The 16,086-nt window shown below is 58.0% G+C and carries 11 protein-coding genes; 5 read left to right on the forward strand and 6 right to left on the reverse strand.

Annotated elements, in window-relative coordinates; all coding sequences use genetic code 11:
• Positions 1-119: 119 nt before the first annotated feature.
• From BLU29_RS04860 to BLU29_RS04885, 6 genes are all read right to left on the reverse strand, one after another.
• Positions 120-1,631: an ATP-binding protein gene (locus BLU29_RS04860; RefSeq protein ID WP_091055585.1), complete on the reverse strand. Its 1,512-nt coding sequence runs from the start codon at positions 1,629-1,631 to the stop codon at positions 120-122.
• A complete protein-coding gene (locus BLU29_RS04865) occupies positions 1,628-2,011 on the reverse strand; it encodes a response regulator (protein ID WP_091055587.1) in 384 nt (127 codons plus the stop codon). The genes BLU29_RS04860 and BLU29_RS04865 overlap by 4 nt, the downstream gene beginning before the upstream one ends.
• A gap of 107 nt (positions 2,012-2,118) precedes the next feature.
• A complete protein-coding gene (locus BLU29_RS04870; protein ID WP_091055588.1) occupies positions 2,119-2,766 on the reverse strand; it encodes a response regulator transcription factor in 648 nt (215 codons plus the stop codon).
• Complete coding sequence (locus BLU29_RS04875) at positions 2,763-6,266, reverse strand: PAS domain S-box protein (protein WP_091055590.1); 3,504 nt, start codon at positions 6,264-6,266, stop codon at positions 2,763-2,765. Before BLU29_RS04875 ends, BLU29_RS04870 begins: the two co-directional genes overlap by 4 nt.
• Before the next feature lie 244 nt (positions 6,267-6,510).
• A complete protein-coding gene (locus tag BLU29_RS04880) occupies positions 6,511-7,182 on the reverse strand; it encodes a hypothetical protein (protein ID WP_157693632.1) in 672 nt (223 codons plus the stop codon).
• Positions 7,183-7,243: 61 nt separating this feature from the next.
• Complete coding sequence (locus BLU29_RS04885; protein WP_091055593.1) at positions 7,244-7,639, reverse strand: hypothetical protein; 396 nt, start codon at positions 7,637-7,639, stop codon at positions 7,244-7,246.
• A 505-nt stretch (positions 7,640-8,144) separates the two neighbouring features.
• On the opposite strand from BLU29_RS04885, the gene BLU29_RS17885 reads away from it, so the two are divergent.
• The 5 genes from BLU29_RS17885 (at position 8,145) to BLU29_RS17895 (ending at position 15,230) form a co-directional block, all read left to right on the forward strand.
• Positions 8,145-9,203: a hypothetical protein gene (locus BLU29_RS17885; RefSeq protein WP_172830210.1), complete on the forward strand. Its 1,059-nt coding sequence runs from the start codon at positions 8,145-8,147 to the stop codon at positions 9,201-9,203.
• A gap of 79 nt (positions 9,204-9,282) precedes the next feature.
• Positions 9,283-11,019 carry an N-6 DNA methylase gene (locus BLU29_RS04895; protein ID WP_091055597.1) on the forward strand — a complete coding sequence of 579 codons (1,737 nt, stop codon included), beginning with the start codon at positions 9,283-9,285 and terminating at the stop codon, positions 11,017-11,019.
• Positions 11,016-14,078 carry an N-6 DNA methylase gene (locus BLU29_RS04900; RefSeq protein WP_091055598.1) on the forward strand — a complete coding sequence of 1,021 codons (3,063 nt, stop codon included), beginning with the start codon at positions 11,016-11,018 and terminating at the stop codon, positions 14,076-14,078. The genes BLU29_RS04895 and BLU29_RS04900 overlap by 4 nt, the downstream gene beginning before the upstream one ends.
• A 96-nt stretch (positions 14,079-14,174) precedes the next feature.
• Positions 14,175-14,501, forward strand: coding sequence for a hypothetical protein (locus BLU29_RS17890; protein ID WP_157693634.1), 327 nt, complete (start codon positions 14,175-14,177; stop codon positions 14,499-14,501).
• Between the two features lie 3 nt (positions 14,502-14,504).
• Positions 14,505-15,230 carry a hypothetical protein gene (locus BLU29_RS17895; protein ID WP_157693635.1) on the forward strand — a complete coding sequence of 242 codons (726 nt, stop codon included), beginning with the start codon at positions 14,505-14,507 and terminating at the stop codon, positions 15,228-15,230.
• Positions 15,231-16,086 lie beyond the last annotated feature (856 nt).

Below are 16,086 nucleotides of genomic sequence, written 5' to 3' on the forward strand. Positions count from 1 at the left end.
ATCGTCCGGATAGTGCTCCGGCTCATGGACCATCTGCTGACATGCGGCGTGGACATGGCTTGCCGCCTGGCCCAAGCGACATATTGATTGATGCATCTCATCTTCATTTGGTTCAAGGCCTAAGAGCTCCGCCCGGTCAATTCTGAGTCGGGCTTGTTTGCGGGCAGAAAGACGCGAAAGGTGGTGCCGCGACCGACCCGCGTATCGACGGTGACGAACCCGCCATGGGCCGCCGCGATGCCGCGAACGGTGGAAAGGCCGATACCCGTGCCCGTGCCTTCACCCTTGGTCGTGAAGAATGGCTCCCAGATGCGCGCGAGCACCTCGGGAGCGATGCCAGTGCCGGTATCGCTGACGGTGATGACCAGAAACTCGCCGGGCTGCGCACCTTCGATCACGGCGGCGTCGCTGGCCGTGAGTCGCAGATTTTCCGCGCGGAGGTGCAGCGTGCCGCCCTGGGGCAGCATGGCGTCCCGCGCATTGACCACGAGATTGAGCAGGATCTGGTGAATCTGCGAGGGGTTGGCCCGGATCGGCCAGAGACCGCCGGGCACGTGCTCGGCGAGGACGATCGACCTGGGGAAACTCATCTGAACGACGTCAATGATGTCCCGGAGGATGGGCTGGATCGGCGTGAGGCGAAGGTCGCCGCCGGCCCCGCGGGCGAAGCCGACGATCTGCCGGACCAGGTCCGCCCCGCGCTCGGCGCTCTTCTGGAGAACGTCCAGCATCCGGATATCGCCCGGCTCGGTGAGGCGCGGGCGCAGCAGCGCGGCCACCATGCCCACCGGGGTAAGGACATTGTTGAAATCGTGGGCGATGCCGGCCGCCAGCATGCCGAGGCTTTCCACGCGTTGGGCGCGGAGAAACTGCGCCTCGAGTTTCTTTTTCGCGGTGATGTCGGTGGCGATGCTGAGACGCGCACTGGGGCGGCCCGCCTCGTCACAGACGAGGGTCATGCGGAGGTCGATGACGAGATCCCGGCCATCGCGGGTGGTGATGCTGAGTTCCCGCTGCCACTCGCCCGTTTCGAGCGTGGCCTCGTGGGCGGCGCGGACATGGATGAGCTCGCTATGGGACAAGATCTCCTCGGAAAGGCGGCCCAGGGCGTCGGCCGCCGGGATGCCGTAGAGCCGCACGGCGCCGTTGTTCCAAAGGGTGATCAGCCCGGCCATGTCGCTGACGACGATGGCCTCGCTGGCCCGCTCGATGATGCCGGCGAGTTCGAGGAGCCGGCGCTCATTCTCCTTGCGCTGGCGCCGCTGGGCGAAATCCGCGAGGGCGCGGCTGATGACCACGGCCAGGCGCGCCATGTTGTCCTTGAGCACGTAATCGTAAGCCCCGGCCCGGATCGCCGCGATGGCGCGCTCCTCGCCGATGGAGCCGGACAGGAAGATGAACGGGATGCCCGGCGCGTGCTCGCGGGCGAGATTCAGGGCGATGATCCCGTCGAACGTCGGGAGGGTGAAATCCGAGAGGATGATGTCGGGTGGGATGTCGGTCGCGAGGCCCGCGAGGAACGGTTCCCGGGACTGAACGACCGTGATGATACAGCCGGGAAACTCGGCCGAGAGGATTGCGCCGACGAGTTCGGCGTCGGCGGGATTGTCTTCGACGTGGAGGATCTTCATCGGGACGTGCCGGCGGATTCGGAGGGCCGCGCCAGGAGCTCATCGACAAGGCGGAGGAGTTCAGCGAATTCGAATGGTTTGGACAGCGCGCGGTGCGCCCCCAGCTGGGCCGCCATTTTCAGGTAGATCTGGGAATTGGTGGACGCACCGGAAATGGCGATGATCGGCAGGCCCGGGCGCTTTTGCCGAAGCGCGGCGATGGTCTCGAGCCCTTCGCAGCCGGGCATGACCAGATCGGTGATCACCAGTTCGATCCCCGGGTGGGCGAGGGCCGACCGGCCATCGGCCGCCTGGGTCACCGTGTGGCCGACCGAGGTGAGGACCTCCGCCAGCACTTCGCGGAGCAGTTCGTCGTCGTCGATGAGCAGGAGGCGGGCCATGGTGAAACGAGCGTATGGCAAGCGATTGGCAACGCTCACTCTAGCACGAGCCGCCGCGCGTGTGAATCAGCGCACAACCAATTCTGAACTAGGTGTTTGTCCTAGGTTTACCACCCACCCAGCTTGTGCTCCTGCGCATATCGCATGAGCTGGGCATTGTTTTCCATGCCGAGCTTGCGCAACACGATGCTCCGGTAGGTGCTCACGGTCTTGACGCTCAGGTCGAGCTGCCGCGCAATTTCCCCCACCGTGCGGCCGATGGCGATCAGGCGCAACACCTCGTCCTCGCGGTCGGACAGTGCGGCATGCAAGGGCTGGCCGGCCGGCTGCTTGACCGCGTTGACCAGCTGCTCCGCCACCTTCGGGCTGAGATACTGCCCGCCGGCCAGCACCTGGCGGATCGCCTCGATCAGGACCTTCGTCGCCAGGTTTTTGTTCAGGTAGCCATTGGCGCCGGCGCGGATCACGCGCAGGGCAAACTGTTCCTCGGGATACACGCTGAGAATCAGGATGGGCAGCCGGGGGAACTCGGCCTTGATCTCCTTCAATACATCCAGCCCGCTGCGCCGGCCGAGATTGATGTCGAGAATCACGATGTCCCAGGCCTCCCGCCGCACCGCCGCGACGGCTTCCTCGGCGGTGGTCACCTCGCCGACGTGATCCGCCTTCCCCGTATCGAGCAGGATGCGTTTCAGGCCCTCCCGGATCAGTGCGTGGTCGTCGCAGATCAGCACCTTCAGATTGCGCAGGCTCATGCGGAAATCCTCCCGGCCGGTTCCCGCGGCGCCGTGACGAGCACGGTGGTGCCCCGGCCGTCCCCGCCCGTGATCTTGACGGTGCCGCCGATCCCCTGGGCGCGTTCGTGCATGCCCAGCAGGCCGATGGCCTGCCGGTCGTTCAATTCCTCGGCCGTGATCCCGCGGCCATTGTCATGGATGCGCAGAGCCAGCAGGCCGGGCCCGGCCTGCAGGCTGATCTCCACCCGGGTGGCGCCGGCGTGGCGCACGATGTTGGTCAGCGCTTCCTGCAGGATGCGAAAGACGGCCGTGCGCCGGGCATCGGACAGATTCGTGATTTCATCCAGGCGCGTGACCACGCATTGGATCCCGGAGCGGCGGGAGAATTCCTGCAACTGCCAGTCGATCGCCGCGGTGAGCCCCAGCAGGTCGAGCTGGCCGAGGCGGAGTTCGCTGGAAAGCTCGTGCACGGCCGCGATCGTCTGATCCACGGTGGCGTGCATCCGGGCGATCTGGGCCCGCTGACCGGGGGTGGCCTCCGCCAGCTTCATCTCCAGATTTTCCAGTTCCATGTTGAGGGCGGTGAGTTTCTGCCCAAGGTCGTCGTGCAATTCGCGGGCGATGCGTTTCGCTTCGTCCTCCCGCACGGTGTTCAGCCGGCCGACGAGTGAATGCAATTGCCGCTCGCTGCCGCGCAACGCCTCCTCGGCCTCTTTCCGCTCGGTCACCTCGCGACAGACGGTCATGACGCGTGGCCGGCCCTCGTGCCGGACGAGCGAACCCTGCGTCTCCATCCACCGCCAGCTCCCGTTTTTGTCGCGGACCCGCCAGATGAGGCGCTGCCGCTCTCCGGCCAGCACATGCGCAAACCATTTCTGGCCCGGCTCGCGGTCCTCGGGGTGGGCGAACTGGAAAAGATGGGCCGGCTCCCGGCCGTAGAGTTGTACCACCGAGGGGCTGGCGTAGATGCTCCGGCCGTCGAGTTCGTGCATCCGGATAAAGTCGTTCGTGTTCTCCGTCAGCAACCGGTAGAATTCCTCCTGCTCGCGCAGCTTCTGCTCACTGCTTCGCAGCGCCTCCTCGGCCTCGACGCGATCGGTGATATCGACGCCGACCCCGCCCACCAGCGCGACGGCGCCGGTCTTGTCGAAGATGGGAAATTTGCTCCCCACCATATGATGCTGTTTCCCTTCCTGCTGATAATGCTCGACCGTATGGAACGGCTTTTTCGTCGCGACCACCTGCTGATCATTTGCACGATACTCGGCGGCAAGATCAGCCGGCCAGATCTGGGCATCCGTCTTCCCGAGGGACCGGTATCCCGGCAACCCCCGGACCATCTCGTTGACATACACATAGCGGCCTTGGAGGTCCTTCATCCAGGCATAGCCGGGCAGATTGTCCATGAACGCCGCAAAGCGTTCCTCGCTTTGCCGCAGCGCCTCCTCGGCCTTCTTGCGATCATCGATATCGATGCCCGATCCATACCATTTAACGATGTTCCCGTTCACGTCTCGCACGGCCACTTTACGGTGCAGCATCCAGCGATATTCTCCATCCGCCCGGCGCATCCGCACTTCCCACTCGAATGGCTCGCCACTCGCGACGCACGCGCGCCACTGCTTCACTTCTCCTTCGATGTCTTCGGGATGAATGGCGGCCATCCAGGCCCAGCCCTGCAGCTCCTCCAAAGAAAGTCCCGCATAGTCCAGCCAACGGGCATTGAAGTAATCCAGGTATCCGTCAGGACGCGCCGTGTGGATCATTGCGGGCGTGGCGTCCAGGACGATGCGGAGGCTGTTTTCGGCCCGCTTCAGCGCCCCCTCGGCCTCCTTGCGGTCTTCGATATCGACGCTTGATCCGAACCATTTGACGATGTTCCCCTGCTCGTCGCGCAGCGGCGCGGTGCGGACCAGAAACCAGCGAAACTCCCCGTCGGCCCGCCGCAGGCGCATTTCATCCTCCGACGGTTCCCCCGCCGCCATGTTCGCGCGCCACTTTTCCAAGACCCGGGGCGCGTCTTCGGGATGAATCACGGCCAGCGGATCTTTGACATACTCTTCCAAGGAAAGACCGGCATAGTCCAGCCAGCGCTGATTGAGGAAATCCACGACGCCGTCGGGCCGAACGCTCCAAGCCATCATGGGAATCGTATCGATGATCAGCCGGATACGATCTTCGGTCTGTTTCACGACCGCTTCGGCCAGCTTCCGCTCGGTGATGTCTTCCGCAATTCCGGCGATACGATAGACGTGCGCGGCTTCATCCTTGATCGGGAACCCCCGGTCCCTGATCCAACGGACGGAGCCATCCGGTCGCACCACCCGATATTCGATGTCGAAACCGCGCTCGCGCTTTCCCACCAGGGCCTCGACCGCGCGGGGGCGGTCGTCCGGATGAATGGCCGCGATAAAAGAGCGGGGATCCTGGTGCGCGCTCTCGCGGGACCGGCCCCAGACCGCCTCATACGCGGGACTGACGTAGAGGACTTCGCTCAGATCGATCGTGGTCAGCCAGAAGACTTCATGGATGTTCTCGGCGATCTGCCGGAAGCGCTGTTCGCTCTCGACCAAGGCTGCGGTCCGCTGCTGGATTCTTTTTCTGAGCAGGCGATTCCACCCGGCCAGGCCGGCGATGATCAGGACCGCCACGATCGCACTGTAGCCCGCGTAAACCAGGTAGCGGCCATACCAATTGATCGTGCGGCCGAACCATTTCTCGTCGATCTGCTTCAATTCGCCCGGGTCGATGGCCGCGAAGCCCGCCTCCACCTGCTGCAGCAGGGCTGTATCGCCCTTGTGCACGGCCCGCTGGATCCCCTCGCGGAAGATCGACGCCGACTGCCGGAATTCAGTCTCGATGCCCGCCTTGTTCAGCAGATAAAGCGCGGACGGCGCATCGGCCACGAAGACACTTATCTTACGCTGCTTCGCCGCCTTGATCATCTCTTCGAAATTTTGAAAAAGGATCAGATCGGTCACTCCCGCCGCTCTGAGTTTGTAAACATGCTGGTCGCCCATCTCGGCCCCGACTGGAAATCCTTTGAGTGACGCGAGGTCGGTGATGCCGGAAATGTCGTTCCGGAAGAAGACCGGCACCTCGATCTTGGCATAGGGCGGGGTAAAATCAAAATAGTCCCGCCGCTCGACCGTCTCGACGATGCAGTCGATCACATCGAACTCCCCTGCGCGCATGCGCCGCACGGCCTCGCCCCAGTCCAGCGCTTCGAGTTCAACCTTGATGCCCGTCTTCTTTTCCCACGCCCGCCATTGATCGACCAGGATGCCTTGCAGCCTGCCTTCGTTCGATCGAAACGAGTAAGGCGCGTAATGGTTATCCAGCACGACCCGGATGGTTCGTGGTGTCGCGATGGCCGCCTGGGCCCGGGCCTGGGGGGAAACCCAGGCCAACACGAGCAAGGCGAGCCCGAGGCCCGCCCAACGAGTCACCTCTCGGGCGCAGGCGCAGAACTTCCGGCGGCGGCTCCAGCTATCAGCGACTTTCAGGACTTGAATCATGCGGTTTGTTAGAAGGGATCAACTCCCGGTGGCCTTGCGCAATTCTTACACAGTCCGATCATCGATGTCTACACTGCGCTCCATTGCCCTCACCTGTCGATCAACCATGATTCCGATTGTCATGAGGAACCCGAGGATGTGCCGTTCTAATCCTGGCTCCGGGCGATGCATAGCGGCCCGGTCCTCCGGGGCCGGCCGCCCGGGCGGGCATGCCCTGCTGTAGATAATGCCCCTTGGGGCGGGGTCACTTTTTGCGTGTCGCCAGCGCCTGCGGGAGGCGCTTGGTGAGAAACGCCTCTACCCGTGGCATACCTTCGGCGGACAGGCCTTTGAAAATCTGCGCCGGATCGATCATCAGATCAGTGCATACCTGACGACCCTTCCGCGAGGTCAAAGCCGCCAGCAGGAGTTCGAGGAAATCGATGAGTTTCCGTTCGGTCATGGTCCCCTTCCGGGCGGTGGTCTGCAAATCAGCAAGATAACGCGGGAGCGCCTGGACCAGGATCAGGACGTGGCGCGCGTCCTGCCGGCCGGTTTGGTTGAGATCAACGAGATTGGCGATCTTGGCGCGAAGCAGGGCGATGGGCCCGGGCGCCTGCACTTGAACCGCCTTCTCACCGAGCGCAAACAGGTAGGCGGGTTCGCGCAACTCCTCGTTGGTCGCACCGTGGACATAGCGGAGCACTTCGATCAGGAGCGGTGCCCCGGACGCATCCCGGGCGACGATCACCCCGACCTCGTTGGTCGGCGGCCTCAGAGGAAAGAAACGGGGCTTCTGACCGGTGACCTGTCCCAGGAGTTTCAGGGTGTCCTCGTCGCCAAGCACGTCCGCATCACGGGAAACGAAGGGAGCCAGTTCAGATTTCGGGTCGAGATAGTAAAGGGCCCAGAGGTTGACGGCTTGGCCGCCGACCAACAGGAGCGGCTTGGGCGTGGCAAAGGCATCCGCAAAGTCACCGGGCGGACGCGGAGTGGAATCAGACGGATGCATGCGCTTGCGCGAAGTTGAGGAGGCGAAGTGGCTGGCTCGCGCGCACGAGCGAGTTGCGGTCCTGGACTTCGGCCGGCGCGGCGAGCTTCAGATCGAGCATGACCTGGTCAAACTCCCGCTGCGCGCGCTTGTAGCGGGACAAGTGGGCGGGCGTCTTGAATTGCGCCGGCATCCGGGGCTCCAGCCGGCGCACGACGGCCCGCAGTTCATTCACTTGTTCAGGAAGCACCGTGCGCTTGCGAACGGTCTCACGCGCCGCCTCCCGCAACAGGGCCATGACGGTCGTCTTCTCCCGCCGGGCGATGGTCGCAAGCGCGGCCAATACCGCGGAGTGTTCCGCGAGGCTTTGCCGTCGCTTGGTCTTGGAGAGTTGGTTGGGCATATAAAAGGTTGTTTCAACCTATTATTGCCCGACCCCATTGCAAGCTTCTGCGCACACGGTGCGCACAGCCGGCTCGTTCATGTTAGTCAGTGCCAGCGGCTCGCGAGTGAAAGTCGGAGACATGGAGTATTTTCATCTATGCAGAGCTACGGCGCGCCTGCTGGCGCCCGCACTTGTCCGCACTACGACCTACGGAGATTTTACGGAGTTTATTGCCCTGAATCGCCTAGTATTGCCCTGTATTACATTTCAAACGCCGCGTTTTTTCGGCGCTGTAACCCGTTAAACGAAAAGCCCTCCCGAGCAGTGGGAGGGCTTTGAAATTGGGTGCAGGGGCTGGATTTGAACCAGCCGTTTTCCGAGGGAAGGAGGGTCAAAAAGCACAATGGGACGCACAAAACGTCGCTAAACTGCTCCGGGTGCTGAGCGCATGGCCTACCCTGCGCCCTGAACTGCAAGCGGCAATCCTTACGCTCGTCGAAAGCGCGGCTGGGGGTGCGGGAAAGTGACTACGGGCTGTCAGGAGATGGCCGGACGGGCAGCCGGATGCGGCCGCGGAGCGGCCGCGCCGGCGACCGCCGGCCTTCCTTGTCAGAATAGTAACAATTCCAACAAACCAAAATCCAGATACAGTTTATTTCCGGTCCCTCATGCGCCGAATTTTTACACCGACCGAGAGAAAAAGCACGTCTGGGACAAGCACGACGACGACACCCTGCACCGGCTCGGGATGCCAACGGGGGCCGAGGCCCGGTCGGCCTTTCACCTCCGGCTCAATGTCGCGGCCTTTATCCAGCATTGGGGCCGCAATCGCTGCCTGTTCTTCACCGTCACCGATGAACACAACCTGCACCCGACCCTCTTTGCTCGCCGCTGGAATAGCTTTCTCGTGCGTAACGGCGCATGGATCGTCAGCTATATCCGCGTCCTGGAGCCCCAAAAGCAGGGCCGGCCCCACTATCACCTGCTTGTCGCCGTCAATTGGGACACAAGGCCGGATGCTTTCGATTGGCAGGCGTTTGACGGGTGCCAAAAGGAACGCCGTGAGAATGGCCCCACCGCCCTTTTCCGCGAGCTGCGTGCCCGCTACAAGGCATGTGCCGCCCCTGAGCTGGTCGCTATGTGGCAACTTCTCCGCAAGGTGCTTCCACGCTACGGTCTTGGCCGGGCGGAGCTGCTGCCCATCCGCAAAGGGAAGGAAGCGATTTCAGAGTATATCGGTAAGTATCTCGAGGCGGGGCTGGTCATCCGCAAACACTCATGGAAGGGATGCCGGCGTGTGGAGTTTGATCGTCGCAACAAAATCGTCTGGCTCGCTTGCACCCGTGTTTTTGCGTGGCACTCTCCCGGAGCAATAGCTTGGCGGGCTCGTGTGGCAGAACTGGCCCGCTGTTTGGATGTTTCTGATATGGACGGGCTTCGCGCTAAGATCGGCCCAAAATGGGCATACCGTTTGCGGGAAACTATCACTTTGGCTTCACCCGAACAATGGGCTGAAATCCTCTTTGTTCTGCGATGTCGTATCGAAACTCCAAATTCCACAGACCTATGTAATTTTCAGTAAGGAATGAGTCTCGCGTTAAGGAATGTTACCGTTTTTGACTTGGGGTGAGAAACGTTAACTTAAGCAAGCTAGCATCAAAATGAACCCGCGCAGCACAACGACGAATAAGACCACCAGCAGTGGTCGCTTCATAGAGCTTGACGCTGATAAACTGCGCGGCGGCTACTACACATCTGCCCAAATCGCCGCATGGCTTTGCAAATGGGCGATTCGCGAGAAAACCGAGCATGTGCTTGAGCCTAGTTGTGGCGATGGTTCATTTCTTGTCGCTGCGGTTGATCGGCTAGTCGAGCTTGGCCTTAGCAATGCGGCCATCGCTTCACAAGTTACCGGAATTGAGATTCTAGGCCCAGAAGCAGAGCAAGCTCGTCGGCGGCTACACCCCATTCTCACATCTCAAGCCAAAGGTGTCGTCAAAACGTCAGATTTCTTCACGTGGTGGCAAAAAAGCGAACAGCCTGCTTTTGACGTTGTGGTCGGAAACCCGCCTTTCATCCGTTACCAGACCTTCCCGGAACCACACCGTAGCAAAGCAATGACCATCATGGAAGGCTTTGGCCTCACGCCAAACCGCCTGACGAACATCTGGGTCCCCTTCGTCGTCGCAGCAACCATGAGCATCAAGCCAGGCGGGCGCATGGCACTTGTGTTGCCTGCGGAGCTTCTGCAAGTGACCTACGCCGCTCAATTACGATCTTTTCTCACAGATCATTTTGGCCGTATCGACATTGTTGCTTGTAACGAACTGTTTTTTGAAAAAGCCGAGCAAGAAGTCGTCTTGCTACTCGCTGATGAGGCTTTGGCTAAAGCTTCCGAAGTAAACGTTTGCCGCGTAACTATGACCGAGACGGCAACTGTTGCAGAGATCACACGCAAAACTCCGGCGTCACTTTTAAAGTCGGCGCAAGCCAAGACCATCAGTCACGATAATGAAAAGTGGCTGAAATATTTCCTGTCGCCCCAGGAAATCGAATTCATACGCCAACTGCGCTCCAATAAAATCACCACGACAATGGCAACGCATGCTAGCGTCGATGTCGGTGTTGTGACCGGCAAGAATGAGTTCTTCGTTCTTTCGGAAGGACAGGTCAAAGAGATGGCCCTTTTCGATTACACTACACCGCTTGTCTCACGTTCCGTTCAACTTAAAGGCACGCGTATCGGGAAAACGGATTGGAAGTCGCTCTCAGAAGCAGGTGATCGCGTATACCTTCTCAATATTGCTAATGGCCATACCGAGAAACTGCCTGAAAAGCTCCGTAAGTATATTCGCTACGGTGAATCTAAAGAATTTCATAAGGGCTATAAATGTTCGATCCGGAAACCTTGGTATGCAGTTCCGTCGATTTGGACTCCCGACGGTTTCTTATTCCGGCAAATCTATGATTTCCCGCGTGCCGTATTGAACAATACGGAAGCAACTTCTACCGATACGATACATCGTATTTCCTGTAAGATCGCCAAACCTGAACGGATCGTAGCAAATACCTACACTTGGATGACCGCAGCCTCTGCTGAGATCGAAGGCAGAAGTTATGGCGGTGGTGTTCTCGAGCTTGAGCCTACTGAGGCTGAACGCCTGCTCATGCCCGCAGAGTTGAACGGAGCCATGCCGCTTGCTGATGCAGATAAGCTCATTCGGGCTGGCAAGCTGGACTCCGTGCTCGAGGCGAATGCCCGTATAGTGCTAATGCAGCACATGGGAATGACTGCGAGGGAGTGCAGCATCTTGCGTGATATATGGATCAAAATGAGGGATCGGCGTATGGCACGTCGGCGCAGTGTGCAAAATACTGATGCACTGACCAACGTATGACTGCCGACCCGAAATCTAGGGCTCGTGCTTCTATTGCGGCGTTAGTGCAGAGTTTTAGACGACACGAAGCGGACTATTTAAGCACGACTTACAACGAAACTCAGGCTCGCACAGATTTTATTACGCCTTTGCTCGAGGCTTTCGGTTGGGACGTGCATAATAGCGCGGCACAATCTCTGGGCCTGCGCGAGGTAATCGAAGAAGCGACAGTCGATGTCGCTGAAGAGCGCGTTTCTAAGAAGCCCGATTACGAACTTCGCCTTGCGAGGCAGCGGAAGATTTTCGTCGAAGCAAAAAAACCTAGCGTCCACATTGAAAGGAACCGAGACGCGGCATTCCAAACTCGACGCTATGGTTATTCTGCGAGTCTGCCAATTTCCGTATTAACCAACTTTCATCAGTTGGCTGTTTATGACTGCTTGCCACAGCCTAGCCAGACAGACGAGGCACATGTCGCTCGTCTCATGCTTGTCAAATACGACGAATTTGAAGCCCACTTTGATGAGCTTTGGAATCTGCTATCCCGTGCGACGGTTTACTCTGGTGACTTCGACCGTCGTTTTGCCGTCGGCGTAACACGGCATGGAGCTGAGCAGTTCGATGATTTTTTCCTTGGGCAAGTGCGGTCGTGGAGAGAACGCCTGGCTGTTGATATTCACGCTAACACGCCAGGACTATCTTCGAGTGAGCTAACATACGCAGTTCAGCTTTTTCTTTCTCGCATAGTCTTTTTGCGTATTTGCGAGGATAGAGAAATCGAACGCTACGAGACTTTACGTGGGCTTGATTCGGCGAACACGTTTAACGCACTGATGAGCGAATTGCGGCGTGCGGACGCTTTCTATGACTCGGGGCTCTTTCACCTGATAGATGACGAACGTCTTGGGATTCGCATCAGTGATGCCGTGCTTGAAAGCATTATCGAGGAACTTTATTACCCTCAAAGTCCCTATACTTTTGCCGTTGTAGAGACAGAAGTGCTCGGAGAAATTTACGAACAATTTCTTGGCGAAGTCATAACGGTCAATGCGGCAAGCGTTGAAATTGTCAGCAAACCAGAAGTGCGCGAAAGTGGTGGAGTAGTGCCGACTCCGCGCTATATTGTGGAGGCAATCGTTGATCGGACTCTCGGACCTTGTTTACACGGGAAAAGCCCGGAACAAATAAGATCATTAACGGTTGCGGACATTTGCTGCGGATCGGGCATCTTCCTGCTCTCTGCCTATGAATTCCTTTTGGATCATCACCTCAGCTGGTATCTAACTCATGACCGAGACCGGCATACTGGGTCCACCATCTACGAAAGTGCAGGCGATCAATGGCGCCTAACCTTTGCGGAAAAAAGGCGTATTCTCCTTACGCATGTCCGGGGAGTTGATATCGACGGCAACGCGGTAGAGATCGCGAGATTTAGTCTGCTACTGAAGTTGATTGAGAACGAAACTGCTGACGGGCTGCGTGACTACGTCACCCGGCATCGCCATGCTGCATTACCAGCGCTCAATGGGGTTCTCCGATCAGGCAATAGTTTGGTTCGCCCGGCTGAGTGGACCACGGTGCTGGGACAGCTTCCGCCTGCGCTGCGCGACAGGGTAAACCCATTTTCTTGGGAAACTGAGTTTCCAGAGGAAATGTCCCGAGGCGGTTTCGACGTAATAGTCGGCAACCCGCCCTACATTCGCATTCAGAACATGATGGCTTACTCTCCGGAAGAAGCTGCCTTTTATCAGAATCCATCTTCGCCATACACTACTGCTCGTCAGGATAATTTCGATAAGTATGCACTTTTCTTAGAACGTTCGGTCGCATTGCTGTTAGTGTCCGGAAAACTTGGCGTTATTGTGCCTCACAAGTTCATGACGACGCATGCAGGGAGGGCATTACGCCAGCTATTAACGACCGGATATCCCCTGGAGAAGATTGTTCACTTTGGTGTGCAGCAGGTCTTTGGCCGGGATGCTTCCAACTACACTTGTATTTTGGTTTTGAATCGCCGCGGTGTTTCCGAGGTGGAGATCGAACGTGTAGAGACCCTCGATGCGTGGCGTTATGGAAGTCGAGGAAGAATTATGTTGCTGCCTGCTGCGAATCTCGGGGCAGAGCCATGGGAATTTGCTGACGATGTTACTCGCGCGCTCTTTTCGCGTATTAGAGCAGCATTCCCTACTCCACTCGGCGAAGTTGCCGAAATCTTCGTTGGCGTTCAAACTAGCAAAGATGACATTTATATATTCGAGGCGAAAGCAGATGACGCAGCTACCGCGACCTTAGAATGGAATGGTCGCGATTGGCCGATTGAGCGCGGGATTTTGCGGCCTTGCATGCAAGATATGCCTCTTTCCCCATTCTCTAGGGCAAAGGCGAACCGTTGGATGATATTCCCTTATCAGATCGTTACCGAGCGCGGGCGACTGCAAGCGCAGTTGATACAGCCTGCGGACATGGCGCGGTTATTTCCAAACTGCTTAGCTTACTTAACGGCCCGGCAAGCGGAGCTTGCTCGTCGCAATGTCGTCGGTGGAACCAGAGGGTTTACGCAATTCTATCAGTTTGGTAGGTCCCAAAGCCTTACGAAATTTAACGGCCCGAAGATCATACTGCCAATTCTCTCACTTGAAGCTAGATACGCCTACGACGACGCAAATATTACCGTCACCGGAGGAGGCAATGGACCCTACTATATGATCCGGCCGACACTGGGGGCAAATGTCAGCTTAGAATACTTGCTTGCGGTGCTACATCATCCCCTCTGCGAGGCGATGGTTCGCACAAACACTAGCCCTTTCAGGGGTGGTTACTATTCTCACGGAAAACAATTTATCGAGCATCTGCCTATGCCGATCCCAAGCACTGCCGAACGTGCTTTCATCGAGCAACTGGTCAGAGAATTAATTGCGGCCAACGATGCGGCCTTAGCGGCTCGCACTCCAGATCAGCGCAGCCTTAACGAGCGCACAGCAACTGCTCTGCGCGAACAAATCGAACAGCGAGTCACCGCCCTATTTGGATTGTCTGCGGAAGAACTGGCCGTTGCTCGCAGCGTTCCAGTCCCTGCTTAGTCCAGGATCAAAGCCGAAAAGACCCAGATATCGTATTTGTAGATTACCTATAGGTTATCGCTTGACTTAACCTATAGGTCCCTCCCTGATGCTGGCATGACTGCCACCGCACATAACATGCACGGCCAAAATGTGCCCTTAACTGGGCATCGTCCCGGCCGTCGACCCGATGAGCCACGCAACAACACTGTTTGCTTTACCGTCACCGAGGCAGAACAAAAAGCTATAGACGCTCTGAGCATGTGCTCCCATATGCGCCGGTCGGCCATTTTAACAGAGGTCGCAACGCGTTTCATGGCTGCAGCGATGGAATCACCGCGATCTCAATCAAAGCGAGCTGCGCTGCTGGAATTCTTGGACGAATGCCAAGAGAAGATCCGTTCTAGTCAAAAGCTTTTCGACCAATTCACCGAGAAGGAGTGAACCATGACAGCCGACAACATTGCCCGTCTTTCGCGTAAACTTCTCGCTTCATGTCTCGTTGAGGAGCGTTCCGTTTTCCTGCACTCCGGTGACTACCGCGAGAATATTGCTCTGCTCCCCTCTCCCCTCCGCGAAACGACCCTAATGTTAGTCGATGAAATCCGGCGCCTCGTTCCCACTGATTTCTCATTCGGTTTAGCTTTCGATTTCACTGGCTTGCGCCTGAGCCTAGAATTCGAAGACGGAAATACGGGTGCATTCGGGCCGAGTGCTTTCTTTACCTCTTTCAAATCACTGCGCCGTCATCTGAAAAAGCAGCAATGGGATGAACTTCGGAGAAATGGCATAAACGAGGGAGGCATTTTCGATGAACTTCTGAGTGAAGCACAGGATCGCCCTGTGAATATTCCGTCATCCGAAGAAGCTGCCAAGAAATGGGCCAACGCCTTAAATGAAGCTATTGCGATAGTTCGCTCTACCCAACTCTTGCCGGATTTCGCTCTTATCATAGCGCGAGACGATGCCGGCTTAAACACCGAGCCCCTTAAATCCAGAGAGGAAGTCGTTTTTACTATCGCGGACCGCATGGCTACGAGCTGTGACATCCTCGCCGTGCTCGAAAGAGGCGTCGTGTGGTCTTTTCCAGAAATCGAACAGGCCAAACTGGAAGCTATTGAACAGCTCGGGCCAATTTCTCGCGCCAAAGCGGAGGGTCGCTTCACGTTATAGCAATGAGCAACGCCTGCACACTCGACCCAGCTCTGGCCTACCATGAGGCCGCCAAATACGTGCGCCTGTCCCTGCGTCAGTTTCGGCGGGTATATATCGACACCGGGGCGCTTCCGATTGTGCGGGTGAGCGAACGTCGGCCGCGTGTCCGGCTTAGTGATCTGAATGCCTGCCTGAGTAGCCGCACCGCAAGCTTCGTCCAGGCTCAGAGCAAATGAACAAAGTATTTCATACCCGCGTTTACCCGATTACCGCTCTTGTTGGCGGCAAAAAGGTCGTGGTGAATCACCGCGGCTATTTCACGTTGGTGCAAAGCGGGCCACGAGTGTGGAAGGCCCTTGGCACACCTAGCCGCGAGATCGCCCAAAAACGGATCATGGAAATGGCCCTGCAAGCCCAGCGCGTGCAAGAGGGCATGTCCGCGCCTGATTCACAGCGGGAGACGGCAGCTAAGCCGGTGTCGGTCTTGGTGACAGAATATGAAAAATACCTTCTGAGCCAAGGGTGCGCGAAGAAGCACGCCCACGACACAACCACCCGTCTTAGTCGCATGGCGAAAGAGATTGGCTGGCGTGCAGTCAATGACGTGCGGCCCGACACTTTCCAAAGTTGGCAGACCACCCTCACCTGCTCCCAAAAAACCAAAAAAGAGTATCAGGTTTCAGCGTGTGCCTTTTTGAACTGGCTAGTTAGCACCGAGCGTCTTGCCAAAAATCCGCTCGCGAAGCTAGACAAGCCGGACACCAAGGGGAAGCAGGTCCGCCAATCTCGTTATTATACTCAGAAAGAATTTGCTCAGCTCTTGGGCGTGGCCGCGCAATACGCTCTCGGGTATCAGTTCTTGCTGTATACCGGC

It is taken from the genome of Opitutus sp. GAS368 (assembly GCF_900104925.1).
Lineage (GTDB): Bacteria > Verrucomicrobiota > Verrucomicrobiia > Opitutales > Opitutaceae > Lacunisphaera.

What these genes read in the sequence shown, in the direction of transcription:
- BLU29_RS04860 (WP_091055585.1), bottom strand. Translation starts at nt 1,631, where the DNA reads ATGAAGATCCTCCACGTCGAAGACAATCCCGCCGACGCCGAACTCGTC.
- BLU29_RS04865 (WP_091055587.1), bottom strand. Translation starts at nt 2,011, where the DNA reads ATGGCCCGCCTCCTGCTCATCGACGACGACGAACTGCTCCGCGAAGTG.
- BLU29_RS04870 (WP_091055588.1), bottom strand. Translation starts at nt 2,766, where the DNA reads ATGAGCCTGCGCAATCTGAAGGTGCTGATCTGCGACGACCACGCACTG.
- BLU29_RS04875 (WP_091055590.1), bottom strand. Translation starts at nt 6,266, where the DNA reads ATGATTCAAGTCCTGAAAGTCGCTGATAGCTGGAGCCGCCGCCGGAAG.
- BLU29_RS04885 (WP_091055593.1), bottom strand. Translation starts at nt 7,639, where the DNA reads ATGCCCAACCAACTCTCCAAGACCAAGCGACGGCAAAGCCTCGCGGAA.
- BLU29_RS04895 (WP_091055597.1), top strand. Translation starts at nt 9,283, where the DNA reads ATGAACCCGCGCAGCACAACGACGAATAAGACCACCAGCAGTGGTCGC.
- BLU29_RS04900 (WP_091055598.1), top strand. Translation starts at nt 11,016, where the DNA reads ATGACTGCCGACCCGAAATCTAGGGCTCGTGCTTCTATTGCGGCGTTA.
- BLU29_RS17890 (WP_157693634.1), top strand. Translation starts at nt 14,175, where the DNA reads ATGACTGCCACCGCACATAACATGCACGGCCAAAATGTGCCCTTAACT.
- BLU29_RS17895 (WP_157693635.1), top strand. Translation starts at nt 14,505, where the DNA reads ATGACAGCCGACAACATTGCCCGTCTTTCGCGTAAACTTCTCGCTTCA.